A 26,267-nucleotide genomic window follows, 5' to 3' on the forward strand; every position below is an offset into this window, starting at 1 on the left:
TTAGGGGAAAAGAGGAACGATTCTAAGCCCGGTATTCTCCGGAAAACCGCACATGAGATTCATGTTCTGCACGGCTTGCCCGGAAGCGCCCTTAACCACGTTGTCTATGACGGAAATGATGATAACCCGTCCGGTGCGGGGATCGAACTTGGTGCCGATATCGCAGTAATTGCTGCCCCGGACATACTGGGTTGCCGGATACTGCCCGGCTGGGCAAACCCGGACAAATTCCTCCTCCCGATAAAAATCCCGATAGAGTTCGGTCAAACCGGGGAGCGCCTTGCCTGCATGGGCGTAAATCGTGCTGAGAATGCCCCGGGACATCGGCACCAGATGGGGGGTGAAAGATACCGTCACCGGCTTGCCGCACAACCCGCCCAGCTCCTGCTCGATCTCCGGGGTATGGCGATGCTCGCCCACCTTGTATGCCTTGAAGCCATCGGCCACCTCGCAGTAGAGCGAACCGACCTGCGCCGCCCGCCCTGCCCCGGAGGCTCCTGATTTGGAATCAATGATAATGGTTTGGGGATCAATCAGCCCACCCTTGAGCAAGGGCGCCAGCCCAAGAATAACGCTGGTCGGGTAGCAGCCGGGATTGGCAACCAACTGCGCCTTGCGGATCGCCGCCCGATGCAGCTCAGGCAGGCCGTACACCGCCGTGGCCAGCAGATCCTTGGCGCTGTGGGCCTGGTACCACTGCTCATAGACCTGCGCGTCATGGATACGAAAATCGGCGGAAAGATCAACTACCTTCTTGCCTGCGGCCACCAGCTGCGGCACGATATCCATGGCGGTCTGATGGGGAACCGCAGTAAAGAAAAAATCAGCCCGATCGACAAGCGCCTCAACCTGGAGATCTTCACAGATAATGTCCGCCCGGCCCTGCAAGCTGGGAAAAATCTGGGAAAGCGGTTTCCCCGCATATTGCCGGGAGGTCGCCACCGTCAACTCTACCTCGGGATGATTGCACAGTATCCGAGCAAGCTCCGCCCCGGTGTACCCGGAAGCCCCGACAATGCCGATTCGTACCATCTTTTCCTCCACTCAGCTCGCAACCGGAAGGCTGCCTGACTCAGGCCAAAAAAAATCAGGGGAAGAGCGATAAGCGCCTTCCCCTGATGAGATACACAATGGTGTCCGTGATATTGACAAGGCAATACCAGGCAACGATTAACGCTTGGAGAACTGGAACCTTGCCCTGGCGCCCTTCTGACCATATTTTTTCCGTTCTTTCACGCGCTGATCACGGGTGAGAAAACCCGCTTTTTTCAAGGCACCACGATGCTCGGGATCAACAACCAGCAGTGCCCGGGAAATCCCGTGCCGCAAGGCCTCGGTCTGAGCAATCTTACCGCCACCGGTCAAGGTCGCGAGGATATCGAACTTTGCCGCAGTATCGGTCAAAGCCAAAGGCTTGGAAATCTTCTGCAGGTAGTCAAATCCGCCGCCGAAATAATCTGGCACGCTCATCTTGTTGACCTGGATGTTGCCGGAACCCGGCCTCAGCCACACCCTGGCAATAGCGGTCTTTCTTTTTCCGGTCGCGTAAAAACTATTGTCTGCCATGTTCAAGCTCCATTATCCTGTTTTAAAAGGGCAGGATTTTATACCCAGAGGGCATAAGTTTCGTTTAAGCAGGCAAGCTGCTCAACTCAGCTTTATAATTCCAGAGACTCAGGCTGCTGGGCGGCATGGGGATGCTCCGTTCCGGCATATACCTTTAATTTCTTCAGTTGATGCCGGCCCAGGGTGTTTTTGGGCAACATGCCGCGAACAGCCTTGCGCAACAGCTCTTCCGGCTTTTCCACCAGAAGGACCTTGGCAGTCTTTTCCTTCAAGCCGCCCATAAAACCGGAGTGATGACGATACACCTTGTCATCCCACTTCTTGCCGGTCAGACGAACCTTGTCCGCATTAACGACAATGACAAAATCACCGACATCAAGAAAGGTGCAGTAATTGGCCTTGTGCTTGCCGCGCAAACGCGTGGCAATCTCGGAAGCCAAACGACCAAGCACCTTATCCTGAGCATCAACGATCAACCACTTGCGCTCAATATCTTTGACCGGGGTCAAATATGTCTTCATTTCAAAGCCCTCGCAAAACTCAATAAAGAATAGGTCTATATAAGTCAAAATGGCCCGTTCTGCCATAAAAAAATGCAGACGGGCTGTCGGTCAATGCAAATAGGCTCACGAACACAAGCCGCGAGCAACGCCGTTATAAAAAACTATCTGGTCATTCTGGAGAGTCAACACGGCATAAGGAGCCGTAAAGGAACGGTCAGAATTGTACAAGTTACTTCTTAACGGTTCCTAAATATGGAGCGGGAAACGAGATTCGAACTCGCGACTTCAACCTTGGCAAGGTTGCACTCTACCACTGAGTTATTCCCGCTCATTTTCAGTATGTGAAAAACGCCAGATGTATAACAATGTGGGAATGGGTTGTCAACAAAAAACCGGCAACACGGGATCTTTTTGTCCCCTGAACCGCCATGCCCTCCTTAGCGACAAAACGATCTATAATATTTTGTTATTACAATCTTTTCTCTGGAAGGTATGGGGATTCCTATTGCCTGAAGCCGCGACATCTTGGTATAAACAATCATCCGTCTTGTTTTTCTACCTATATATTCATTACCGATGATACTGGCTTCTGTGCAAGCAGCCAGACAATTGCAGGAGCAACCCATGGCAGCACAGCGAGCCCGCCAAAACGAAGTAAAACGCAAAACCAAGGAAACCGATATCGCCCTCTCTTTCGCCCTTGACGGCACCGGCAAGGCCCAGTGCGCCTCGGGCGTACCCTTTATGGATCACATGCTCACCCTCTTTGCCGTGCATGGTTTTTTCGATCTTGCCATCCGCGCCTCCGGAGATACGGAGGTTGACGCGCATCACACGGTGGAAGATCTGGGAATTTGCCTGGGCCAAGCCCTGAAAAAATCATTGCGGGATTTTGGCGGCATCAGACGTTACGGCTTCAGCGCTCTGCCCATGGACGAGGCCTTGGTCCGAGTGACTCTGGATTGCTCCAACAGACCGTATCTCCATTATGGCGTTCCCTTTCTTGAGCAAAAGGTCGGCGACTTCGATACCCAGCTGGCCAAGGAGTTTCTCCGCGCTTTCACCCTGCATGGCGGATTGACCCTGCATGTGGAAATGGCCCACGGCGAGAACACCCACCATATTCTCGAAGCAATTTTCAAGGCCCTAGGCCGGGCCCTTGATGAGGCAACCACCGTGGACCCCCGCGCCCAGGGCCCAGTCTCTTCCAAAGGGTCCTTATAATTTTTCATACTGGAGAAACCATCGTGACACTCTGCAAACCGTATACCGTTTTTCTCGCAAGCCTGACCGTACTCACCCTGTTTTCCGGCTGCGCGCGCACAACCGCCCAGATACAGCCCGAGGATCTGCTTCCGGTCAAAACAATCATCGTGCTCCCAGCGGAAATCGTCACGGATGGCCAAAACAGCCGTTCGCCCAAAGAGACGCAGCAGCTTGAAAAGGGCCAGAAACTCGCTGACACAATACTGGCGGAATATTTTTCCGGCAGGGAAGATATCGCCCTTCTCACTCCAGGACAACGGGATGCCCTGGATAAAGACATGAATCGCTGCCGGACAACCGCGGCGGTCACCATCTGCCGGACCAAGCAGGCTGACGCCGTTCTCCTGTTCACCCTGCAACGCTTTACCGAACGGGAAGGCACCGAATATTCCATTGTCAGCCCGGCTTCTGTCGCTTTTGATTATAAGCTCATCCAGGCGGAAACAGGCCAGGTCATCTGTTCCGGGGTTTTCAACGAGACACAGCAGCCCCTGCTTGCCGACATGTTCCAGTTTTTCAAAAAAGCGCAACGGGGCATTAAATGGCTCAGCGCCGAAGAACTTGTCCGTGACGGCCTCCAGCAAAAAATCGCCGACTGTCCCTATCTGAAAAAATAATCATCCCCTGTGTTCGCCATCCCCAAGCAGTTCAATCATCTTGTCGGCCGGGCCATGCATCTCTACCAGATGCTGGCCGACGGCGACCGGGTGATGATCGCCGTGTCCGGGGGCATCGACAGCTTGGTGCTCGCCTGGCTTCTCAAGGAATGGCGCCGCAAGGCGCCTATCCGCTATGAGCTGCTGGCGGTGCACCTCGACATGGGGTTCGGCGGCGGAGAGTACGATCTGGTCCAAGAGCAGCTCTGCCGCATAGACCTGCCCATGCTGATGGAACGGACCGACTTCGGCCACCAGGCGCTCATCGCCGAAAACGGCAAGAGCGGCTGCTATCATTGCGCCCGCCAGCGCCGCAACCGACTTTTCTCCCTGGCCGAAGAACATCGTTGCAACAAACTCGCCTTCGGCCACCACCAGGAAGATATTATCGAGACGTTTTTCCTCAATCTGTTCTACGGGGGCAATCTCAGCGCCATGGCACCAAGGCAGGAGCTGTTCGGCGGCAAGCTGACCCTGATCCGCCCCCTGGTCATGGTGGAAAAAAAACGGATCATCGAGATGGGGCAAAGCCTGGGTATTACCCCCGTGGCCAACCCCTGCACACTTGCCGCGGACTCCCGCAGAGAGAAGATCCGGGCCTGGCTCACCCCCATGTACAAAGAAGACCCCGCCCTCAAGGCCACCATCTTTGCCAGCCTCGGCAATGTGCGAACCGATTACCTGCTCACTCCGCTACCGCCCCTTCCCCCCATTCCCCCGCCCTCTTCAGGCCGACGCAACTAGCCGCCCTCCCTGTTCCTCAAATGTTGAATTTGCAATTGACATCCGCCTGACAATTAGATACCATTCTGGAGACATGAAGTGGTCAGGCAACAAACCCCTTTCTTTCCCAGCTGAACAACCATGCGGGGTGCATGGCGCATTTTTCATTATTTTTTCCGGAGGAAAACCATGCTGAAAATTCTTCTTGCAACACTGTGCGGATGTTTGTGTTGGGCTGCCGTCGCTTTTGCCGCGGTGGACATCAACAAGGCCACAACACAGGAACTCACCGGCTTGCAGGGCATTGGCCCGGCCAAGGCGCAGGCCATCGTCGAGTACCGGCAGAAAAACGGCCAGTTCAAATCAACAAAAGATCTGGCCAAAGTCAAAGGAATCGGCCCCAAGATCGTGGAAAAACTGGGCAGCGGGATCACGGTTACAAAGTAGCCGCCGACAGAACGCCATGCACCCCGGCACGCAAAAGGGGATAAGGACAACAGCCCTTATCCCCTCATAAAATGTTACACCAGGCCATCCCCTGCTGCCAGCAACGGCGTCTCCCTTATACCTCCGCCTATTTGTTGAGCAATCTGGCCATCTCCTTGGCAAAGTAGGTGATGATGATATCCGCGCCTGCCCGCCTGATGCTGAGCAGACTCTCATGCATGACCTTTTCCCCGTCGATCCAGCCATTGGCCGCAGCGGCCTTGATCATGGCGTACTCGCCGCTCACCTGGTAGGCGGCGATGGGCAGGTCGAACTCATCCCGCAGCCGACTGATCACGTCCAGGTAGGCCATGGCCGGTTTGACCATCAGGATATCCGCCCCCTCTTCCACATCCAGGGTCGCCTCCCGCAGAGCCTCCCGCACGTTTGCCGGGTCCATCTGATAAGACTTGCGGTCGCCCTGCTGGGGCGCGCATTCCGCCGCATCCCTGAAAGGCCCGTAAAACGCGGAGGCGTATTTCACGGCATAGGACATGATCGGCACCATGGGAAAGTTGTTCTCGTCCAGAATTCCCCGAATCTCGGCAACCCGGCCATCCATCATGTCCGAGGGGGCCACCATGTCGGCCCCGGCCTGGGCATGGGAAAGCGCGGTTCGGGCAAGCACCTCCAGGGTGGTGTCGTTGTCCACCACATCATCAATCATGATCCCGCAATGACCATGGCTGGTGTATTCGCACAGACAGACATCGGTACAGACCGTGAGCTTCGGGGCCGTGTTCTTCAGCTCCTTGATGGCCCGCTGGATGATGCCGTCCTTGGCATGTGCCCCTGAACCCTTCGAATCTTTCTTGTCGGGCAGGCCGAAAAGGATGACCGAGTTCACCCCCAGCCCCATGCATTCCTTGGCCTCCTTGGCCAGCTGGTCCACGGAGATCCGGAACACCCCGGGCATGGATGACACCTCTTCCCGAACGCCCTTTCCGGGCATGACAAAAAGCGGATAGACAAGATGGGCCGGGGAAATGCTGGTCTCCCGGATCAGCGCCCGAAAGGTTTCGTTCTGTCTGAGCCTGCGGGCCCGGTATTCAGGAAAAATCATGATCCACTGTCTCCTTTTCTACGCGAGAGGAAAGGCTTCCTCCTGCTTTTATTCGATCTTAAAGGTTTCCCCCACCAGGGTATTGATATACCGCTCCGGCATATCGATCCCCTCCTTGGGCACAACGACCTGGGCAACCCCTTTTTTCTGCCCCATGAGCCGCAGGCCGTACTCCATGGCCTGCAGAATCTGGGCACACGAGGACTGAATGGTCTCAAGGGTCCGCGGTTCTCTGGACAACAAGCGGTCAACAGCCTCTTCGCTGAAAGTGACCATGAGCCCGCATTTTTCGCTGATCTCCGCCTCAGCGCCGTGGATGGCCTGAACCAAGCGGATGAAGGTATCACAGACCTCGCGGGGATCCACATCCTGGTCCTGACTCTCCTTGGCCATGAGCTGCAGGCGCGTCGGGGTGGTGAGCACCTGATGGTCTTCCAGATAATTCCCCATCCGCTTCAGGATAAAGCCGGTCAAGCGCTCATACTCCGCAGCCTGCAAGGCCTCAAAACGGGTCCGGTGCTCCGCCTGCACTGCGGCATCGGCCAACAGCCTTTCCAGTACGACCATCGGCGAGCGCACCAGCTCCACATCCACCACAAGATGGCGGATGCTGGTGGAGGGCAGCTTTTTCTCGTAGTGGAGCAAGATCTTTTCCATGACGCTGACCAGCCCGCGAGCTCCGGTCCGCTCCAGCTTGGCCAGCCTGGCAACTTCCCGTAGCGCCGCGTCTTCAAACTGGAGATTAACGCCGTACACACGAAAATCCTGTTTCTTGGCAACCACGATGGAGCTGTTGGGATTGGCCAGAATCTCGTAAAAATCATCTTCGCTCAATTCATCGAGCACGGCGATGACCGGCAGACGCCCGACAAACTCGCTTTCAAAACCAAACTCGACAAGATCCTCCGCCTTGACCTGCTTAAGAAAACGGCCAGCGGTTTTCACCGAGGTCACCGAGCTTTCAAAGCCCATGGATTGCTGCTGCACCCGTTTTTTGATGATATCCTCAAGCCCGGCAAAGGCGCCGCTCATGATGAAAAGGATATTTTTGGTATTGACCAACCGCCGCTCCCTCTTGCCCGTTGCCCGATACTGCTCAATGGCCTCGATCTGCGAGACCGGGTCATGGGCAACCTTGAGTTCGACCTCGGTTTCCTCCATGGGTTTGAGCAGGGTGCGCTGCACCCCGGTTCGGGAGACATCGGCCCCGATCCTGAAGGGGCTGGCGGCTATCTTGTCAATCTCATCCAAATAAATAATGCCGTACTGGGCCCGCTCAATATCCCCGTCCGCCTCCCGGACCAGATCGCGGACCAGATCCTCCACGTCCCCGCCCACATAGCCTGTTTCACTGAACTTGGTGGCATCCCCCTTGATGAAGGGCACCCCAAGGTGCCGGGCAATGAGCTTGATGAGGAAGGTCTTACCGACCCCGGTCGGGCCCATGAGCAGAACGTTACTCTTGATCTGCCCCATGTTGCGCCTTGCCTTGCGGGGATTGGCCAAGGCATAGCTGATCCGGTTGAAATGGGTGCAAATCTTGGTGGCGAGAATGGCCTTGGCCTCATCCTGCCGCACCACATACTCGTCGAGATAGGCAATGAGCTCTTCCGGATGGGTGTCGAAATGAAAATCAGCCGCACCGCTTCTCCCTGGCTGCCCCGCCTCGCCCTCCTCACCCTGGGCCATGGGCAGAAGGCCGCTGGAGATGATCTTCACCTTCTGCCCGTACTTCTTGGTGAGATACTCCCCGATTTCCTTTTCCAGCGCCTTCTGGTCGGGAAGGCTAGTCTCGTGTTCGCTCATGGCATCCTCTCAAATCTCGCTGGGGAAAAGCAGCAGCTATTCTTCGTCCAAGGACAGGGATTTCATCTTCCTGTGCAGATGACTACGCTCCAGACCTATTTGTTCCGCAGTCTGGGAAATATTCCCGTCATTGCCGGCAAGACGGGCCTTGAGAAAATCCCGCTCAAAAATCTTCTTGGCCTCTTTATAGCTCAAGGAATGGTACAGCGCCTCCAGACCGGCGACCGATGGCGCAGCATCTGCCGGAGCAATGCCGAGCAGCTGCCAGACCATGGCCTCATCAACCGTTTCCGCCGGGCACATGATCATGACCCGCTCCACAAAGTTGCGCAGCTCCCGGACATTACCCGGCCAGCCGTGCTGCATCATGACCTGCAACGCCCCTGAGCTGAACGCCTTTTCCCCCAACCCCTTTCTTGCGTTGTCCGCCACAAAATCAGCGACCAACAGGGGAATATCCTCCCGTCGCTCGCGAAGCGGCGGCACCTGAATGGGCACCACGTTGAGCCGGTAATAGAGATCCGCCCGGAAAGTACCGTTTTCGATCTCCTGCTCAAGGTCCTTGTTGGTAGCGGCCAGCACCCGAACCTCGACCTGGATGGTTTTTGAGCCGCCCACCCGCTCAAATTTCTGTTCCTGCAGGATGCGCAGCACCTTGGCCTGGGTCTTGAGGCTCATGTCGCCGATTTCGTCCAAGAAGAGCGTGCCGCCGTCGGCCAGGTCGAACTTTCCCCGTCGACTGGCGGTGGCTCCGGTGAATGAGCCCTTCTCATGGCCGAACAGCTCGGACTCGATCAGCTCTTCCGGGATAGCGGCGCAGTTCAACTCGATCATCGGCTTGGCCGCATTTTTTGACAGCCGATGGATACTCTGCGCCACCAGCTCCTTGCCGGTACCATGCTCCCCCCGAATCAAAACCCAGGCCTCAGTGGGTGCCACCCGCTCCACTAGCTGCCGGAGTTCCGCCATGGACGAGGAGTTGCCGGTAAGCTGACTGGCACGGTGGGTCTGCTGGCGCAAGATCAGGTTCTCTTTTTTGAGCCGGGCAAGATCCAGGGCGTTGTTGATGGAAAGGATGATCTTATCGTAGGAAGGCGGCTTTTCGATGAAATCGTAAGCCCCCATCTTGGTGGCCTGCACCGCGGTTTCAATGGTACCGTGGCCGGAGATCATGATCACCGGCAATTCGGCTTGGGATTCCTTGATTCTTTTCAGCACCTCCAGGCCGTCCAGCCCCGGCATCCAAATATCGAGCAGAACCAGGTCAACCCGCTCCTCCTCCAACAGAGCAAGCCCCTGCTGCCCATCCTCGGCAGAAAGGGTCTGAAACCCCTCGTCCGCCAGGATGCCGGACAGGGATTCACGGATACTCGCTTCATCGTCGATTATAAGGATCGTTTTCGCCATCGCTATTTCGTTGCCGCCGTTTCACTGAAATTTGTCTACCTGTATCCAATATACCATGCCCAGTCGAGCAGACGACACGGTTTTCACAACTATTCAGCAGTGCCGCAGATGGGCGGAAGAGACCTGCGAAGTGTGCTATCGCACATAAGCAAGTCGATGACAAAGCAGATGTGGTGCTGCTGAATAATTGCCGGTTTTCTATCCGTTGCCCAGGGGAAGCTCAATAATGAAACGGGTCCCCTGGGGCTCGTTGTCCCTGACCCTGATATAGCCGTGGTGGTCCGCCACCACCGTGCTGGCAATGGCCAAACCCAGACCGGTTCCGGTCTTTTTCCTGGAAAAATACGGCTCAAAGAGGCGCAGCTTGTCCTCGTCGCTGACCCCGGAGCCATTGTCGCGCACCTCAAGACTGACCACCTTGCGCTCTTCCTCGCAGGCGAGAATAATCTCAATCACCCCGGCACTGGCGGTGGCGGCCACGGCATTATTGAGCAGGTTGATGAGCACCCGCTTCATCTGCTTGGCGTCAAAGGAGAATTGCGGGATCGGCCCCTCCACCCGCAACCGAAACTGCCGGTCCTTATGGGCCTCCTGGTAAAGAATAAAAACCTCGTTGGCCATTTCGGCAAGGCTGCCCAGTGCTTTGTGCACCGCAGGCATCCGGGCGAAATTGGAAAATTCGCTGACCAGTTTTTTCAGCTCGTCAACCTGGTTGATAATGGTTTTGGTACAGACATCAAAAACCTCCTGGTCCCCGGCCAGCCGGTCCAGGTATCGCTTGCGGAGCCGCTGGGCGGAAAGTTGAATCGGGGTCAGGGGATTCTTCACCTCATGGGCGATGCGCCGCGCCACCTCGCGCCAAGCCGCCATCCGCTGCGCCTTTTCCAGCTCGGTGAGGTTGTCGAACACCAGGACCACGCCGAGGGGCTGATTATTCTCATCTTCCAGCCGGGTTACATTGACCCGTAGCGAAAAGGTTTCATCACCCACAGTGAGGCGCAGCGGCCTTTCCAGGGAAGACTTGCCGCTGCGGGAGAGTTCGGCGAGAAAACCTTCCAGAATGGCCCGGTGCTCCGGCCGAAGTACCGCATGATATTCCTTGCCTTCAAAGGCCCTGCGGTCAATGCGGAGCAGTTCCTCGGCAAAGCGGTTGATTGTGGTAATCCTCCCCTGTTCATCCAGGGAGATAACCCCGGCCGCCACGCTCTGCAAAACGATCTCCATGTAGCGCCGCCGGGTCTCGGCATCCAGATTGCCCTGGCGCAGGGCGGCATTGGCCTCTTCGAGCTGCCTTTTACTGGCGGAAAGGTCACTGGTCATCCGGTTGAAGGAATCAACCAGGGTCCCCATCTCATCGCCCGAGGTCTTTTCCAGAACAAAATCCAGTTCCCCCTCAGCTACCCGCCGCGTCGCCTCGGCCAGCCTGCCGATGGGCCCGGTCAGGCCGCCGGCCACATAAAAGGCGAACCAGATCGCGCAAAAGACGATCAACAAGGTGACGATGAGCAGCATGACCAGCAGGGTGGTTTTGATCGGGGCCTTGAGAATCATCAGCTGCTTGTAGCCCTCATACCCGGCGGAGATGGTCTGCAACCGCTTCACCCTCTCTTGGGGAATCAGCAGGGAGACGACCAGCGCCCCTTGCCGGGCCTCGGCTCCGCCGAGCCGCACCGAGCTCACCCCGCGCACCAGCTCCCCCGCCGCCACCGGCTGGATGGTTGCCTGCTCCTGATTGTCGGCCAGGGCGTTACGGATCATGTTCAGCGGAATTTCCGGCACCCCCTCGCCTGCGATCTCCGGCCGGTAAGCGCGGGCCACGACCTCCCTTTGCTCGGAAATCACCTCGATTCCGGCCAACCCATGGCTTTTGATAATGTCTTGCAGTACAGGGGTCAGATTTTCTCCGGCAAGATCCGCGTAGCGTTTCGACTCCAGCCGTTCCGCGATAAGGCGGGCCTGGCGATCAACCTGGTCTTGCGCCTCCTGGTATGTATTCTTGGCGATGGAGATCGATTCTTCCAGGGACTGGGCGACATTGATATTGAACCAGTAATCCATGCTGGTGGAGACAAACTGCAGAGCGATAAAAAAAAGCAGCCCGGTGGGAAAAAAAGACATGGAAACAAAGGCGATCACCAGCTTGGAGCGAAGCTTGGTGCCCAGAAAACGGCGGCGGCGCTCAAAGACAAGCTGCGCCAGATTGCGGAGAACCAAAAAAACCATCAACAGCAACAGGAGAACGTTGAAGTTGATGAGCACGAAGATCAGAACATTGCCGCTGACCGGAAAGGGAACGGCCCCCAGCTGCACAACCCTGGTTTCCAAATAGGTCAACAGGGGAATCAAAACGAGGCAAGCAAGGATGATCAGGCGGATACGCTTTTTGCGGCGCAGCCGGTCTTTCCTGAGAACCTCCTCTTGGGTTGCCTCCATGCTAAGCCGTCACCGCAAGATAATCTTGCCTTCTGATTTGCAAAAACGGCAGCAGTGATAACGGCGTAAGGAGCCGTAACGGAATAGTCCGACCATCAGCTTTCATTCTGTAACGGCTCCTAATACCTGAACTCCACATTGTACCAGGCGGTTTCAAAATCCCAGAGGCTCCAGAAGGGGATCACATAGTGAAAATAGAGCGGCAGGGTTTTTTCCGCAAGTTTGGCCTTCACCTTGAGCAGATATCCCGCCTCGGGCAGCAGCCCCTTCAGCGGCGCGATCGGCGGACCATTGAGCTGGGCCATGGCTTTCTTCGCCTCGGCCAATGATTTGGTGCGGAAGGTCTGACCGGCCAGTTCCGAACGGACAATGGAGTACTCCTCTTTCAAGGTGTCGTAACTCAGGGTGTGGTCAAATTGCAGGGAGACAAGCTCCTGATTGAGCCACATGCGTTTGCGTTCCAGCTTCACATAAAAATTAAAGGTCACCGGGATGCCGTTCTTGATCCCCTCTTCCATCTGCCTGGTAAAGGCATCGTTGACCGTCAGGAACAAAAGCAGGTCTGTACTGGAATTGGTGACAATCAACTCCTCAATGGTCGCATTTTGGGCAAGCGCGGGCTGCCCGTTGCCAAAGAAAAGGAGCACAGCGAAGAGAAAGGATGAAAAAACACGGAATTGTCGTTTAGGGCTTAATATGCGCATAATCCCCTACATCGATGAAGAGGCTGGAGTACCGGGGGGTGGTTCCTGAATTTCAGACTGTACATGTTCTCCCCTCACCTGCCATTTTTTCAGAACCAGGCTCTTGGCTCTGTCCAGAAACGGACCGAAGGTTGCGGCATTATGGGCGCTTAAGGCAACCGCCTCATGCAGCCGCAGATGCTCGGCAACGACCTCCGGCGCAACCAAATCAATCTTATTAAAAACCTTGAGACAGGGAATACCATCCAGCTCAAGCTCCCGCAACAACTCCTCCACCACCTGGATATGATCATTGCAACGCGGATTGCTGATGTCGATAACATGCACAAGCACGTCGGCTTCGTGCAGTTCCTCCAGGGTCGCCTTGAAGGCCTTGAGCAACTCCTCCGGAAGATGGCGGATAAAGCCCACCGTATCCGTGATAATGACTTCCACATCCTCGGGGAAACGAAGCCTGCGGCTGGTTGGGTCCAGGGTGGCAAACAGCTTATCCTCCGCGACAATCGCGCTGTTGGTCAGCGTATTGAGCAGGGTTGACTTCCCGGCATTGGTATAGCCGACCAGCGAGAGAACCGGCAAGTCATTTTTGCGGCGCCGCGCTCGCCGCTGCTCCCGCTCCCGGCTGACCTCCTTGAGTTTTTTGGCCAGCTTGCCCAACCGATCATTGATGCGGCGGCGGTCCACCTCCAGACGGGTCTCGCCGGGGCCACGCCCGCCGATGCCGCCGGTGAGCCGGGACAGGGCATCATCGCGGGTGGTCAACCTGGGCAGCATGTATTTGAGCTGGGCCATCTCGATCTGCAGTTTGCCTTCCCGGCTCAAGGCCCTCCGGGCAAAGATATCGAGGATCAGCTGGGTGCGGTCGATGACCCTCAGCTCGGTGTGGTCGGTTATCGAGCGCACCTGGGAAGGGTTCAACTCCTGATCAAAAATCAGCAGATTGGCGTTGAGCCTCAGCGCGGTCAGCATGATCTCGCCGAGCTTGCCCTTGCCCAGGATCAACCGGGGATTGATCTTTTCCCGCCGCTGCACCACGGTATCGAGGACGATTACCTCGGCGGAGCGCGCCAGCTCGGCCAGTTCGTCCATGGACTCCTGGGCCTTGGCCTTAGAAAGCGGCGTCACGCTGATCAGAATCGCCCGGTCCCGGCCCGCATCAATCTCCCGCACCGGCCTGGCCTTGGCGAACTCATCCTCCAGCGCGGCAATGAGTTCCCGGCACGAACGGGATTGCTGGCTGGGCACCTCCGGCTCCAGAAAGACCCAGTTGCGGCCCTCCACCGGCTGCGGCACCAGATGGGCGGAATAAAGCCAAGTTGTCCCGCCCTGGTCCATCTTGACCACGGTCATCATATCCAGCCGCAGGAAAAGGAGATCCATCAAATCGTCTTCGCTAAGATCCTCGCCCGCAAGATGGGTATGCACACAACGCAACCCCTTGAGACGCCCGCCCGAGGCCCGAAACTGCTTCAGGGCCGGGATCATGATGGAACGGTGATCCCCGACCATGACCGCCTCCACCTGCCCGCTGCGGCTGAGCAACACCCCCACCTGCCGGCCAAGCTCAAAGGCCACCGCGCAGAGCTCTTTTGCCAGCTCCGGGCTGATGACCAGATCCGGGTTCACCCGGCGTCCGGCTATGCGCTCAAGCCCTTTCAGCTGGACGGTTTTCAGGCCGCTGGTATTACCGGTTATCGTACCGATGGCTGTGCCTCCGGAAAAAAACTCCTCACGTGCTCCGCTCCCGAAGCAACCGCCGATCGCCGACCCGGATAGTCACCTTGATTTTATCAAAATACTCCAGCAGAGGGATAGAAAATTTCCTGGTCAGGCCGGTGAGATTTTTAAAACGCGGCGCGTCGATCTCTCCTTCCTTCTTGATGAAGGCCACCAGCTGTTCCTGTAGGGCGGTGATGGCGCGGCACGGAAAATAGAGATCCTCGCTGATCTTGAGCAGAACCTGCTCACGGACCAAAAGCTCCAGCACCTCACGGACCAGGGGGGCAGGATACTTGGCAAACCGCTCCTGCACCTCCCGGACGGTGGGCGGCGTCAGCCCGGCCTCACTGTAAAAGGCCTCCATTTCAGTACGGATACTCTGGGCATCCGCTTTCAGCGATACCTGATGGCCGGTCAGCCTGACCACGGATTCATCGACCACAATTGTCCCCTGCTTGACCAGGGTGTTGAGCAGCAGCTGGAAAAATCGCTGATCCATGTCGCCGGGCAGACGGGAACGCAGCTCCTCCTTGGAGAGACCCGGCTTCATCGAATTGTCCCGGTGAAAATCAGCCAGGAGTTTCTGAAGCGATGCGCCCATCCCCTCGAAGGTTTCCGCCGCGACCATGCGCTGTCGCTCCGAATCAACCATGATGATCTTTCGGCTGGAGATGGGACCGTCCAGCAGCTTTCTAAAACGCTTGCCGAACTGGCCCATCTTCACGCAGAGCGATTCGAAGGTGAGCCCGGCAACCCCGGCCTCCCGGAGATGGAGCAGAGAAATATCCTCAGCAGAACCCGCCTGGTACAGGGCAAAAACCTCGCTGTTCGCTTCCTTAAAGCGGCGCCGCTTGGGCGGAGATCCGTTCCAGATTCCGCCGCCGCCGATGGTGGCCACGGGCGAATAACTCCGCACCACATAACGGTCCCCGGGCCAGGCGCCAAAGGGCTCTTCCAGCAGGATCTGCACGTTGGCCCGGCTGCCGGGGACAAGCTCCTCATCCTCCAACAGGACGATGCGGCCCATGATCTCGGCGGTGCCGATGTGCACCCGCACCCTACTTCTGTTCTTGAGGGGTTTGGCGCAGGAGGAGAGATAGAAAAAATCTCCGTCCAGTAGAAAGGAGGGCGCGAGGGTCCCTGGGGTGGCGAGCATGTTGCCCCGGCTGATCATCTCGGTGTCCAGCCCCTGGATGTTGATGGCGGTGCGCTTGCCCGCCTCGACCAGCTCCACATCCTGGCCATGCACCTGGATGCCACGGATCTTGGCGGTATGACCTTGGGGATAGACGGTGATATCCTCGCCCACCGCGATTCTGCCCGAGATGGAGGTGCCGGTGACCACCACCCCGAACCCCTTCATGCTGAAGACCCGATCCACCGGCAACCGAAACGGACCATGGGCTTCGGAAAACTCGCTGGTCCGCACCAGGGTGTCCAGCACCTGCCGGACCTCATCCAGCCCCTCGCCGGTGGTGGAGGAAACCGCGACCATGGGCGCCTCTTCAAGAAAGCTGCCGGCCAGGAACTGACGGACATCCTCCTGCACCAGCGTGAGCCACTCCGCATCCACCATGTCCTTCTTGGTGAGAATGACCAGCCCCCGCTTCACCCCGAGCAGACGGCAGATCTCGAAATGCTCCCTGGTCTGGGGCATGATCCCCTCGTCCGCCGCGATGACAAAGGCGAGCAGATCGATGCCGGTGGCGCCGGCCACCATGTTTTTTACAAAACGCTCATGGCCGGGAACGTCGATGATGCCGAGGCGGTGACCGCAGGGCAGATCGAGAAAGGCAAAGCCGAGCTCGATGGTGATGCCCCGCTTCTTCTCCTCTTTAAGCCGGTCGGTGTCAATACCGGTGAGGGCTCTGACCAGGCTGGTCTTGCCGTGGTCCACATGGCCGGCCGTGCCGAGGACGATCTCCCGCATCTGCTACCAGTTCCCTTGCAGGTAAGGGTTGTTCCGGGCCTCCTCGCCCACGGTGGATCTGGCTCCGCCGTAACCATGCCCCGGCCAGACCACGGTTTCAGAGGGCAGAGTCAGGATCTTGGTTTTGATGGCAGCGAGCAGCTGCTTGGAATCGCCGCCGGGGAAATCGGTGCGGCCCAGCCCCTCGACAAACAGGGTGTCGCCGGTAAAGAGATGGGGCGCGGCATAGAGGCAGATTCCGCCCGGGGTATGGCCGGGGGTGTGAAGAACCGTGAGGGTGAGGTTACCGATGACGATCGCCTCGCCATCGCTGACACGCCTGTCCACCGGCGGCGAGGGAGGCAGGCCGAGCATGGAAAAATACTGAATCACCTCCGGCTTGGCAAAGAACTCGGCATCCGCCGCATGCATGAGAATGGGCGCGCCGGTGGCCTTCTGGATCACAGCGTTGCCGCAGACATGATCCGGATGGCCGTGGGTGCAGACAATCGCCTCCACACTGAGCCCTTCATTCCGGCAGAAGGCGAGAATCTTCTCCTCGTTGCCGCCGGGATCAATGATGCAGCACTTCTTGGTTTCCTCGCAGCCCACCACATAGCAGCATACAGCCATGGAGCCCACGGTCAGCTGTTTGACGATCATTTTCGGAGCCCTCAACAATCACAGGTGTTCGGGTTGCAGGGCCCGCCACCGCAGCCGCAACTCGACGGAGCCTTGGCCATGGGAATGGAAACGGCTGCGGCCTGGAGGACGGGCAGCTCTTTCTCGACCTTGGCCAGAAACGCCTCAAACGCCTGGGCGGCCGGGCTCGTGGCACCGGAAGAGAGATAGGGCTTGCCGTCATCCCCGGCGATAACCACCCTGGCATCAAGAGGGATCCGGCCCAGAAAGGGCACGGCAAATTCCGTGGCCAGCTGCTCGCCGCCGCCGGTCTTGAAGATATCCACCGGCTTGTCGCAATGCGGGCAGATGAAACCGCTCATGTTCTCCACGATCCCGAGGATCTTCATGGACACGTGCTTGCAGAAGTTGATGGACTTGCGCACATCGGCCAGGGCGATGTTCTGGGGAGTGGTCACGACCAGGGCCTTGGCATCCTTGATGGTGTGGGCCACGGTCATGGGCTCGTCCCCGGTGCCCGGAGGCGCGTCGATGACCAGATAATCCAGCTCGCCCCAATTCACATCCGCGATAAACTGACGGATCGCCTGATTTTTCAGGGGTCCGCGCCAGATGATGGGATCATCCCGGTTCTCCATCATGCTTTCCAGCGAGATGACCTTGAGATGGTCGTTGTATTGCAGGGGCGGCATCTTGCCGTCCTTGGTGAGCTCACCGTCCATCCGGCCTGGCATGCCGAGCATGCGGACGATGTCCGGGCCGTGGAGATCAACGTCCATGAGGCCGACCTTGTAGCCCTTTTGCGCAAGACCTAAGGCCAGATTCACCGAAACGGTGGACTTGCCCACCCCGCCCTTGCCGCTCATCACCAGGATCTTGTTTTTGATCCGGTCCAGAGAGGCGGCGATCGCCGTATTCTGCTGGGCCACCGCCGCATCGGCGGAGCCGCAGCCACTCGCTTTCTTACTGCCACAGGTTCCACTGCTGCACTTCGACATGACCTACCTCCAAGAATATAAAAAATCAAAAAATGAACGAATTCAGGGGAAGCTTTATCTTATACTGTAAGACCGGGTGTTTTGAAAGGCAAAAGCCCGGCTGCCCTCCATAACGACCAAGGCCATTTCTCCGACTCTGCCAAAAAAAATGGCTGCCCGGAGGCAGCCATTTACGGGGATCAACTGGAAAAAAAGTCACAGAACGTAACTGTTCAGCAGTGCCACAGATGCGCGAAAGAGGCCTGCGAAGTGTGCTATTGCACACGAGCAGACCGATGACAGCTAAGCGAGCGCAGAGCGAGACTGCGAAGCAGATGTGGTGGTGGTGGGCAGTTACAGGGAGATAAATTCCGTCCGCTCCAGAGCCATCTCCATATAAAACCGATGAGTATCGAGACTGAACACCAACCGCCGGTTGTCCTGAAAATCAAGATCCGGGGTGAGGGTGATGGCGGTATTCAAGGACAACGCCTTGGGCTGGCCGATGTAGGAGGTGAGATCGAACCTGCCTTCCACCATCTGCATGGCCTTGCCCATGAACTGGTTGGTCATCTCCCCCATGGTGTCAACCACCTCGGCGGAGGTCGAATCCTTGGCCAGCTCGCTTTCCGGCATGCCCATGGCAAGCATGTAGCTCCGGTAGAGTTCCATGGCAGCCCCGGCGGAAAAATTCACCACCACCAAACCGTTATAATCCCCACTGAACTGGACAAAACAGCCGACTTCCGGCCGGAGGCTCACCTTGGGAATAACCTGGATGGTCTTTGAATACTTGATGGCCTTTTGGGTGCTCTTGTCCAGGGTCTTCTTGACGGCCTGACAGAAAATTTCGGCGATTATGTCAATGGTTGCCTGCTTTCCACTCATTACTCCCCTCTCCCATGGCCAAGGCCCAAAAACCGCAGATAAAAATGGTGCCCAGGACGAGAATCGAACTCGTACGGGGCAAGCCCCGAGGGATTTTAAGTCCCTTGCGTCTACCAGTTCCGCCACCCAGGCATGGTGCTCAGATCAAACGGCGATGTACCATATCACCCTGCAAAAATCAACAGCCATCCGTCAAGCCATCATCTGCCGCAGCCTTTTTTGCCGGAGCGTTCAGCCGTGTTCCTCAAAATACTGCACCCGATAGGTGGACACCTCCAAATTTCCTGATCGCCAGGCATCGGCGGGCAACCCCGCCTTGCGGCAGAGATGGCTTAAAAAATCCTTAGGATCGGGCAACTGCTCCCAAACCTGGGGAAGAAAGGTGGCGCCCTGCACCCCCTTGCGGAGAATGACCCCATCGATCCCGACCTGCAAGGTACGGAGCAGTTCCTCTGCGCTTGCATAGGCCAAGGGGGTCGGCTCGGTGAGGATGCTGATCTCCACCTCGATTGCGGCGAGTTCGTTTTTTTCCACCGGCCTGAAGCGGGAATCGTCAAAAGCGGCATGGAGGGCATTGCGCTTCACCCCCTCGACAATGGAATCAAGGGCGGCAAGGCTGCCGATACAGCCGCGCAGCTCGCCATGCTCTTTCAGGGTGACAAAGGTTCCCCGCTTGCGCTGCAGCTCAGCATCCAGCAAGCGGGCCGCAATATCAGTGCCCGGCTCCCGAGCCTGCATGCCGAGTTGCCGGCCGATGGTCTCCCGCGCCAGCCAAAGCAGCGCTTTCCCCTGCTCTTCTCTCAGCCCCTCAGCCTCTGCGCCTTCATGCCTTGCCATGGCCCGCTCCTCTGTTCTGTATTTCTCTCCGCACCCTTTCCATAGTACAGTATCTTTGAAAACCGAGAAAAACATAACACTTTTCTGCAAGGGGAAACGGCACCGCATGAAAACAATCATCAGGCTGATGGCGGCAGGCAGCGTTTTTCTTCTCGCCACCGGCAGCTGCCTGGGCGCGGATGCCCGAAACGGAAAGCTGCTCTTTGCAAGCCCTGCTCTCGGAGGCGGCACCTCCGGCAAGACCTGCCTCACCTGCCATGAAGATGGCCGGGATCTCAGCCCGAAAACCCTGAACCGAGAGCAATATCTGGTCATGGGTAACCCCGTTAGCACCCTTGCCGGGGTGATCAATTTCTGCATCGAGGTGGCCTTGCGCGGCGAGGACATCCCGGAAAAGGGCGAGGAGATGAACGATCTTCTCGCCTACCTGCCCATCTTCATCCGGGACAACAGCACCAAGCCCCAATAAAAAAACCCCGGCCAAAGCCAGGGTTTTTTTACAACACATTCAAAACAAGATAATCAGCAACCGCAAGAACCACCGCCGCCGCTCCCGCAGGAACTGCCGCAGCTCCCGCCGCCACCGCCACCGAGAGGCTTGGCCGAGGAGATGCCAAAACCGGAACGGGGTCCGGCCTCGATGAAGTCTACCTTGATGACTCCGCACTGATTGCTGAGATTATTGTCCAGCAAGAATTTAATTCCGCCATGTTCAAACGTTGCATCATTTTCTTTTGGCTCATCCAGAGCCAATCCCAAAGAGGGGCCTGCTCAGCCACCCTGCATCAACGCAACACGTACGGCAGAATCGATATTATTATCGGCCAGGTACGCTTTCAGTTTAACAACCGCCTGTTCTGTTACTTCAAGCATCCTATGATCTCCTCATCAAAAGGTTCATAAAAAAATATCCCGGCACGGGGGGCCGGTAAGAAAAATGGAATTTCATCTTTTTCTTATCGAGTAAATTAAGAAATATACCCGCAGAAGTCAAGGCTGGTTTTTTGTTTTGATCTCTGCCTGATTCACGCTATAACTGAAAAAAGGGTTTTCCTAATAAACAAAGGTCGTTACTCAGTCACGGTGCGGGGTCGAACAGATGAAAAAAATCGTCATATCCACCGGCGGCGGCGACGCCCCGGGCCTGAACGCGGTTATCTATGCAGTGACCAAATCCGCCCATTACCGGGGCTGGGAGGTCTACGGCAGCCACGGCGGCTACAAGGGACTGCTCGACCCGGACGAACTTATCCGCCTCACCCCGGAGATCGTTGAGGACATCACCCCCACCGGCGGCACGATCCTCGGCTCGACCAACAAGGGCAACCCCTTTGCCATGCCGGTGGAAAACATGGCCGGCGAGGTGCTGCTCCGCGATGTTTCCGACCGGGTCATGCAAAACTTTACCCGCATGGGTTTTTTCTGCCATATTGCCGTGGGCGGCGACGGCAGCCTGGAGATTGCCCACCGTTTCGCCACGGAAAAGGGGATGCCGGTGATCGGGGTTCCCAAGACCATTGACAACGATCTGCTGGCCACCCAAAGAACCTTCGGCTGCGACACCGCCGTGGCCACGGCGACCGAGGCCCTTGACAAGCTGCATTCCACCGCCAAATCCCACGACCGGGTCATGGTGGTCGAGGTCATGGGCCGCGATTCCGGCTGGATAGCCATCAACTCCGGAATCTCCGGCTGCGCCGACGTCATCCTCATCCCGGAAATCCCCTTTGATATGGATAAGGTCTGCGACAAGATCAACGACAACGAATTGCATCACAAACATTACGCCATTGTCGTGGTGGCCGAGGGAGCCAGAGCAAAAAATGCCGAGGTCATCCACAAGACCACGGATGCCCATGAAATCGGGCGGCAGGAGGTTATCCTGGGCGGGGTGGGCGAATGGGTGGCACAACAGATTCGGGAAAAAACCGGCAAGGACACCCGTTCCCTGGTGCTGGGACACTTACAGCGCGGCGGCTCCCCCACCACCTTCGACCGGATGCTGGCCCTGCGCTTTGGCGGCGCGGCAGTGCGGTTGGCCGAGCAAGAGGTCTTCGACCACATGGTGGCCCTGTCCGCCACGGATATTGTTGCCGTACCCCTGGCCGAGGCGATCAAGGCTAGAAAGAAGGTGCCCCTGGACAGCGATAAGGTCCTGACCGCGCGGGAAATCGGCACCTGCCTGGGGGATTAAAAAACAGCGGTAAGCTGACAGCTACAGGCGGCAAACTTCACCCTTTTTCCAGCCGCTCCATGTAGGCATCCCACTCGATGGGCAGCATGGTTTTCTTCAGATTATTGCATTCCTTGCAGCAGGCGGCAAGATTCCCCTTGGAGCTTGTCCCTCCCCTGGCCAGGGGGACGATGTGGTCCATGGTAAGCTCCTTGGCCGGGGTCTTGTTGCCGCAATAGTAGCAGATACCAAGGGAGAGCTTGGTCTGCCACCATCTGCTCTTCCGTATTTCCCTCGCCTTGGCGCGTTCGCGACGAATATCCTCCTCAGCCACCCCCTCGCCGTACAGATTCTGATCCGCACTCATGGCGCCACCTCCCCCAGCAGGATCTTCCGCGCCGCACCCACCAAATAGAGAGAACCGGCCACACAGATCAGATCCCCGCTTTGCGCCAGATCACCGGCCAGGGCCAGGGCCTCGGCCACCGTTGCCGCACCCTGCGCCTTGGGGCGTTCTTCCTCGGGCAGGATGGCGGCCAGCTGCTCCGGCGTGGCCGAGCGCTCGCTTTCCGGGCGGGTGAAGATGATGCGGTCCGCCAGGGGGGCGATGGCGGTGAGGGTCGCAGCCACATCCTTGTCCCCCATGCAGGCCCAGACCAGGATAAGGTGGTCATAATGGAACTCGCTGACTAGGGCAGCCAAGAGGCTCTCCACCCCGGCGGGGTTGTGGGCCCCATCCAGCAGGTAGCGGCGGAAAGAAGCGGGCTGTCCGGCTGCACCCTCGGCAGGACATTCCACCGGCTTGCCGTCCGCCAGGCAGAAATATTCGAGGCGGCCCGGCCAGGTAACGGAGAGCAGCCCCTGCCGGATCGCCTCGCCGTCCACCGGCAAGGTTTTAGAGATGGTTTCCAGCGCGGCCAGGGCCAGGGCGGCATTGCCGATCTGGTACCCGCCCTTCAAACGACAATGGAGATCGCCAAGGGAATGGGTGGGGTCGATACCTCGGTACTGCCAGCTTCCCTCCGGGCCACGGACCGCGGCAAACTCCCGACCCAGCAGAAACAGGGGGGCCTTACGCTCCTCGCACACCTGCGCCACCACCGTCAGGCTTTCGTCCGCAGCCAGCCCGGCAACCACCGGCACCTTGGGTTTGACAACTCCGGCCTTTTCAAAGGCCACCGCAGCCAGGGTGTTGCCCAGGTACTGTTCATGGTCCATGCTCACATTGGTGATCACGGAGACCAGGGGGGTGATCACGTTGGTGGCATCCAACCTGCCACCCATGCCGACTTCCAGGATGGCCACATCCACCTGCTCCTCGGCAAACCAGAGCAGAGCCAGGGCGGTGGCGAACTCGAAATAAGTGATCTGCCGCTCGCCCAGGGCCTTGCGAATCGCACTGGCCTGGCGGGCGAAGGCCTCTTCGGAGATAAAGCGGTCATCGATGCGAAACCGCTCCCGCACGCAGCTCAGGTGCGGCGAGGTGTAGAGCCCGACCTTGTAGCCGGCCCTGGTCAGGATGGTCCGCAGGGTCGTGGAAACAGAGCCTTTGCCATTGGTGCCGGCCACATGCACGAACCGCAGGCCCCGGTGCGGGTTGCCCACCGCCTCCAAGAACTGGCTCATGCTCTCCAACCCCAGCTTGATCTTGAAAAACTGCAGGTTGTCGAGAAAACTCCACGCCTCCTCATAATTCATCATGGCAACAGTTCCAGCTTGGCATAGTCAAGATGGAGGGTCTTCCGGCCGTGCCGGGCAAAGAGAACCTCCAGCGATTTGGGACTGACCACCTTTTCCACCACCCCCTCCCCGAAAAAAGGATGCCGCACCCGGTTGCCGAGCTTGATACTTGGGGCCGGGGCAGCCGCAGCCGAGCTGGGGAGACCGGGCGGATACGAAGACCTCAGCGGCGGGATGCTGTAATCGGGCCGCTCTTCCTGCTCCGCATCATAGGCGGAGGACTGGGGCTGCCAGGCCGGGGCGACAGGCGACTGAGTCAGGGCATGGGGCAATTCCTGCAAAAACGGGGAAGGCCCGCCCGCAGCCGAGGAGGAATCGTAGGACATGATCTCCTGCGGGTAGACCAGAAAGAGCTGCTTGCGGGCCCGGGTCGCGGCCACATAAAGCAACCTCCGCTCCTCTTCCCGGTGGGCGGGCAGCACGGCCTGGGCTGAGGGAAAGCGGCCCTCGGCAAGGTTGATGATAAAGACCGTGTCCCATTCCAATCCCTTGGCCGAATGGATGGTGGAGAGCACCAGCCGCTTGCCGCCATCCTCTTCCAGGGCCCCGGCCTGGGGCGGATCGAGGGAGGCGTCGTCTAGAAAGGTCTGCAGCTCGCCGTACCCGCCCATCACCCGGCCCAACTCGTCCAGATCCCGACGGCGGCGGGGATAATCGTCGTGGTAGAGCCGCTCGAAGATCGGCTCGTAGTAATCCATGATCCGCTCGAACATCTGGCCCAGGCTCATGCCCGGCTGCCGAAGCGCCTCAAGCATCTCCAGTAAATCAGTCAAACCCTCTTTCCAGGTTTTACCGGCCGGGTATTCCTTCAGCGCCGCCAGGGGATCGTCCGCGCTCTTGACCCGGCTCAGGATGTTCTGGGCCGTCTTGGGTCCCACCTTGTCGAGCTGCAGCAGAAGCCGGTTCCAGGAGAGATGGTCATGGGGATTGGCCACCACCCGCAGATAGGAAATGACATCCTTGTTATGGGCCAGCTCGTTGAGCTTGAGGCCGCCGCGCTTGTCAAACTCGATCTGCCGGTGGGTCAGCTCCAGCTCCAGCTTGTAGGAATGGAAACCGGAACGGAAAAGCACCGCCATCTCATCCAACGGCTCGCCCGCTTTGTGCAGGGCCACGATCTTTTCCGCCACATAACGGGCCTGGGTGGCCTCATCCCTGGCCCCGTAGACCACGGGCTTTTCCCCGCCCGTGATGTTGGTGAACAGGGTCTTGGTGTATTTCTCCTGGGCCTTTTCGATGATGGCGTTGGTCAAATCGAGAATCTTCTGGGTGGAGCGGTAGTTCTCTTCCAAGCGGATGAGTCGGGTGTCCGGGAACAGCGAAGGGAACTCCATGATGTTGCGGAAATCAGCGCCCCGGAAGCTGTAGATTGACTGGGAATCATCGCCCACCACCATCACATTGTTGTGCTTGGCCGCCATCAGCCGGACGATGGCCGCCTGGATGGGGTTGGTGTCCTGGTACTCATCCACCATGATGTGGCTGAAACGGTTGGCCAGCTCTGCATGCACCTCGGGAAACTCCTCCAGAACCCTCCGCCAGTTCACCAGCAGGTCGTCGTAATCCATGAGGCTGTGCTCAAGCTTGAACCGCCGATAATGCTGGGCAATGGTCTGGAGATCGTCGGCAAAATCATGAAAATGGCCGTATTCGGCCTCGATCAGCTCTTCGATGCCAAGGCCCTTGTTCACCGACTTGCTCAGGATGGAGATCACCACCCGCTTGGAGGGAAAACGCTTGTTCTCGCCGCCCAGGTTCAGGGAGGATTTGAGCAGATTGACGATGCCCTCGGCATCGGACTGGTCGATGATGGTGAAGTTGGCCTGATAGCCGAGATGGCGGCAATAACGGCGCAGCAGCAGATTGGCCGTGGCATGGAAGGTGCCGCCCATCACCCGCCGACAGGAATCATCGAGCAACAGGCTGGCCCGGTGCAGCATCTCCTGGGCGGCCTTGCGGGTAAAGGTGAGCAGCAAAATCTGCTCCGGAGGCACGCCCTGCTCGACAAGATGGGCCAGACGATAGACCAGGGTGCGGGTTTTGCCGCTACCTGCCCCGGCAATGACCAGCACCGGACCTGATACGGTGGTCACCGCCTCGTATTGCGCCTCGTTCAAGGCCTTGCGGCTGATCTGGCTGGCGGAGCGGGCGGGCTGGGGCTTTGGCGTCATGGGAAATAGGGTGGGTTGCATGGCGGCAACTCTAACACAACAGCAGGTGGGCTTTCGACAAAAAAGTTTTAATTTTCATGCCTGGCTGGTAGAATAGCTTGTTACAAAAATCAGACACCAGCAAGACAACTTTTTACATAAATCCAAGGAAATAGAAATGAACAACGCACAGGATATTTTCACCCAGGAAACCCTGCAGACCCTCTTTCCGCCCGAACGGGCCAACGCCTTCTTCGACGCCCTGTTCGGCGACGCCGAAGACGGAGCCTACGACATCCGCCTCGTTTTCAAGGGCCAGGCGGCAAACACCCTCACCCTAGCGCTGGAACTCCACGAGCGCCCCGGCAAATGCCTGGCCTGCAACCTGACCTACGGCCTGCCCGAGGTATTCAGCCGCCACCCCATCATCAATATCAAGGGTCTGACGGCGGAGATCGACGCACTCCTAGGCGACAAAGCCACCTGCACCGACTGGAAGCTCGGCACCACCCAGACCGTTTCCAAAAAGCTGCATGTTATTCCGCTGATGATTAGCTTGGGATGATGGGGAATCTATTTCTGTCCATTATTATTTTCGGCATGATTGCCAGAACCGTGG

Annotated in this window: 25 protein-coding genes and 2 tRNA genes; 7 read left to right on the forward strand and 20 right to left on the reverse strand. The window is 57.9% G+C overall.

Annotation, left to right across the window (positions count from 1 at the left end; translation table 11 throughout):
* From argC to ACZ46D_RS06105, 4 genes are all read right to left on the reverse strand, one after another.
* Positions 1–1,032 (reverse strand): N-acetyl-gamma-glutamyl-phosphate reductase, encoded by a 1,032-nt coding sequence (argC, locus tag ACZ46D_RS06090; protein WP_464929146.1) that lies wholly within the window; start codon positions 1,030–1,032, stop codon positions 1–3.
* 138 nt (positions 1,033–1,170) lie between these two features.
* On the reverse strand, positions 1,171–1,566 hold the full coding sequence (gene rpsI / locus ACZ46D_RS06095) for a 30S ribosomal protein S9 (protein ID WP_464929147.1): 396 nt from the start codon (positions 1,564–1,566) through the stop codon (positions 1,171–1,173).
* 92 nt (positions 1,567–1,658) lie between these two features.
* Entirely contained in the window at positions 1,659–2,087 is a 429-nt protein-coding gene (gene rplM / locus ACZ46D_RS06100) for a 50S ribosomal protein L13 (RefSeq protein WP_464929148.1), read from the reverse strand.
* Positions 2,088–2,322: 235 nt separating this feature from the next.
* Positions 2,323–2,397, reverse strand: a tRNA-Gly gene (locus ACZ46D_RS06105).
* A gap of 296 nt (positions 2,398–2,693) precedes the next feature.
* On the opposite strand from ACZ46D_RS06105, the gene hisB reads away from it, so the two are divergent.
* The 4 genes from hisB to ACZ46D_RS06125 all read left to right on the forward strand — a co-directional run bounded on the left by hisB (position 2,694) and on the right by ACZ46D_RS06125 (position 5,161).
* Entirely contained in the window at positions 2,694–3,293 is a 600-nt protein-coding gene (hisB, locus tag ACZ46D_RS06110) for an imidazoleglycerol-phosphate dehydratase HisB (RefSeq protein ID WP_464929149.1), read from the forward strand.
* Between the two features lie 23 nt (positions 3,294–3,316).
* Positions 3,317–3,952: a hypothetical protein gene (locus tag ACZ46D_RS06115; RefSeq protein ID WP_464929150.1), complete on the forward strand. Its 636-nt coding sequence runs from the start codon at positions 3,317–3,319 to the stop codon at positions 3,950–3,952.
* A gap of 9 nt (positions 3,953–3,961) precedes the next feature.
* Positions 3,962–4,735 (forward strand): tRNA lysidine(34) synthetase, encoded by a 774-nt coding sequence (locus ACZ46D_RS06120; RefSeq protein WP_464929151.1) that lies wholly within the window; start codon positions 3,962–3,964, stop codon positions 4,733–4,735.
* 168 nt (positions 4,736–4,903) lie between these two features.
* On the forward strand, positions 4,904–5,161 hold the full coding sequence (locus tag ACZ46D_RS06125; protein WP_464929152.1) for a ComEA family DNA-binding protein: 258 nt from the start codon (positions 4,904–4,906) through the stop codon (positions 5,159–5,161).
* A 127-nt stretch (positions 5,162–5,288) separates the two neighbouring features.
* Here the strand turns inward: ACZ46D_RS06125 and hemB are convergent, their stop codons facing one another.
* The 12 genes from hemB to amrA all read right to left on the reverse strand — a co-directional run bounded on the left by hemB (position 5,289) and on the right by amrA (position 19,585).
* Positions 5,289–6,263, reverse strand: a complete 975-nt coding sequence (gene hemB / locus ACZ46D_RS06130; protein WP_464929153.1) for a porphobilinogen synthase — start codon at positions 6,261–6,263, stop codon at positions 5,289–5,291.
* A 48-nt stretch (positions 6,264–6,311) separates the two neighbouring features.
* Complete coding sequence (locus tag ACZ46D_RS06135) at positions 6,312–8,069, reverse strand: AAA family ATPase (RefSeq protein WP_464929154.1); 1,758 nt, start codon at positions 8,067–8,069, stop codon at positions 6,312–6,314.
* A 36-nt stretch (positions 8,070–8,105) separates the two neighbouring features.
* Positions 8,106–9,476, reverse strand: coding sequence for a sigma-54-dependent transcriptional regulator (locus ACZ46D_RS06140; protein WP_464929155.1), 1,371 nt, complete (start codon positions 9,474–9,476; stop codon positions 8,106–8,108).
* A 198-nt stretch (positions 9,477–9,674) separates the two neighbouring features.
* Entirely contained in the window at positions 9,675–11,909 is a 2,235-nt protein-coding gene (locus ACZ46D_RS06145) for a sensor histidine kinase (protein WP_464929156.1), read from the reverse strand.
* Between the two features lie 119 nt (positions 11,910–12,028).
* Entirely contained in the window at positions 12,029–12,613 is a 585-nt protein-coding gene (locus tag ACZ46D_RS06150) for a DUF4390 domain-containing protein (RefSeq protein WP_464929157.1), read from the reverse strand.
* Between the two features lie 6 nt (positions 12,614–12,619).
* A complete protein-coding gene (gene hflX / locus ACZ46D_RS06155) occupies positions 12,620–14,239 on the reverse strand; it encodes a GTPase HflX (RefSeq protein WP_464929158.1) in 1,620 nt (539 codons plus the stop codon).
* Positions 14,240–14,342: 103 nt separating this feature from the next.
* Positions 14,343–16,262 carry a selenocysteine-specific translation elongation factor gene (gene selB, locus ACZ46D_RS06160; protein ID WP_464929159.1) on the reverse strand — a complete coding sequence of 640 codons (1,920 nt, stop codon included), beginning with the start codon at positions 16,260–16,262 and terminating at the stop codon, positions 14,343–14,345.
* A 3-nt stretch (positions 16,263–16,265) separates the two neighbouring features.
* Positions 16,266–16,904, reverse strand: coding sequence for an MBL fold metallo-hydrolase (locus ACZ46D_RS06165; RefSeq protein ID WP_464929160.1), 639 nt, complete (start codon positions 16,902–16,904; stop codon positions 16,266–16,268).
* Positions 16,905–16,915: 11 nt separating this feature from the next.
* The gene (locus ACZ46D_RS06170; protein WP_464929161.1) at positions 16,916–17,881 is read right to left on the reverse strand and encodes a P-loop NTPase; all 966 of its coding nucleotides are present in this window, start codon (positions 17,879–17,881) and stop codon (positions 16,916–16,918) included.
* Between the two features lie 333 nt (positions 17,882–18,214).
* Positions 18,215–18,748: a DUF3334 family protein gene (locus ACZ46D_RS06175; RefSeq protein WP_464929162.1), complete on the reverse strand. Its 534-nt coding sequence runs from the start codon at positions 18,746–18,748 to the stop codon at positions 18,215–18,217.
* Positions 18,749–18,793: 45 nt separating this feature from the next.
* Positions 18,794–18,880, reverse strand: a tRNA-Leu gene (locus ACZ46D_RS06180).
* A gap of 99 nt (positions 18,881–18,979) precedes the next feature.
* A complete protein-coding gene (gene amrA / locus ACZ46D_RS06185; RefSeq protein ID WP_464929163.1) occupies positions 18,980–19,585 on the reverse strand; it encodes an AmmeMemoRadiSam system protein A in 606 nt (201 codons plus the stop codon).
* A gap of 106 nt (positions 19,586–19,691) precedes the next feature.
* Here amrA and ACZ46D_RS06190 point away from each other — a divergent pair, with 106 nt between their 5' ends.
* On the forward strand, positions 19,692–20,054 hold the full coding sequence (locus ACZ46D_RS06190; RefSeq protein WP_464929164.1) for a hypothetical protein: 363 nt from the start codon (positions 19,692–19,694) through the stop codon (positions 20,052–20,054).
* A gap of 53 nt (positions 20,055–20,107) precedes the next feature.
* Here ACZ46D_RS06190 and ACZ46D_RS06195 read toward each other — a convergent pair whose 3' ends face one another.
* The gene (locus tag ACZ46D_RS06195) at positions 20,108–20,458 is read right to left on the reverse strand and encodes an IscA/HesB family protein (RefSeq protein ID WP_464929165.1); all 351 of its coding nucleotides are present in this window, start codon (positions 20,456–20,458) and stop codon (positions 20,108–20,110) included.
* 226 nt (positions 20,459–20,684) lie between these two features.
* Between ACZ46D_RS06195 and ACZ46D_RS06200 the strand changes: the two genes are divergently transcribed.
* Complete coding sequence (locus ACZ46D_RS06200) at positions 20,685–21,779, forward strand: 6-phosphofructokinase (protein ID WP_464929166.1); 1,095 nt, start codon at positions 20,685–20,687, stop codon at positions 21,777–21,779.
* Positions 21,780–21,816: 37 nt separating this feature from the next.
* Here ACZ46D_RS06200 and ACZ46D_RS06205 read toward each other — a convergent pair whose 3' ends face one another.
* From ACZ46D_RS06205 to ACZ46D_RS06215, 3 genes are read right to left on the reverse strand one after another with little or no spacing between them, the layout of a single operon-like run.
* The gene (locus tag ACZ46D_RS06205) at positions 21,817–22,125 is read right to left on the reverse strand and encodes an HNH endonuclease (protein ID WP_464929167.1); all 309 of its coding nucleotides are present in this window, start codon (positions 22,123–22,125) and stop codon (positions 21,817–21,819) included.
* Positions 22,122–23,459, reverse strand: coding sequence for a bifunctional folylpolyglutamate synthase/dihydrofolate synthase (locus tag ACZ46D_RS06210; protein WP_464929168.1), 1,338 nt, complete (start codon positions 23,457–23,459; stop codon positions 22,122–22,124). The genes ACZ46D_RS06205 and ACZ46D_RS06210 overlap by 4 nt, the downstream gene beginning before the upstream one ends.
* Complete coding sequence (locus ACZ46D_RS06215) at positions 23,456–25,690, reverse strand: ATP-dependent helicase (RefSeq protein WP_464929169.1); 2,235 nt, start codon at positions 25,688–25,690, stop codon at positions 23,456–23,458. The genes ACZ46D_RS06210 and ACZ46D_RS06215 overlap by 4 nt, the downstream gene beginning before the upstream one ends.
* A gap of 130 nt (positions 25,691–25,820) precedes the next feature.
* Between ACZ46D_RS06215 and ACZ46D_RS06220 the strand changes: the two genes are divergently transcribed.
* The gene (locus tag ACZ46D_RS06220) at positions 25,821–26,213 is read left to right on the forward strand and encodes a pancreas/duodenum homeobox protein 1 (protein WP_464929258.1); all 393 of its coding nucleotides are present in this window, start codon (positions 25,821–25,823) and stop codon (positions 26,211–26,213) included.
* Positions 26,214–26,267: the final 54 nt, after the last annotated feature.

The sequence above is a fragment of the Thiovibrio sp. Mzg5 genome (assembly GCF_055379285.1).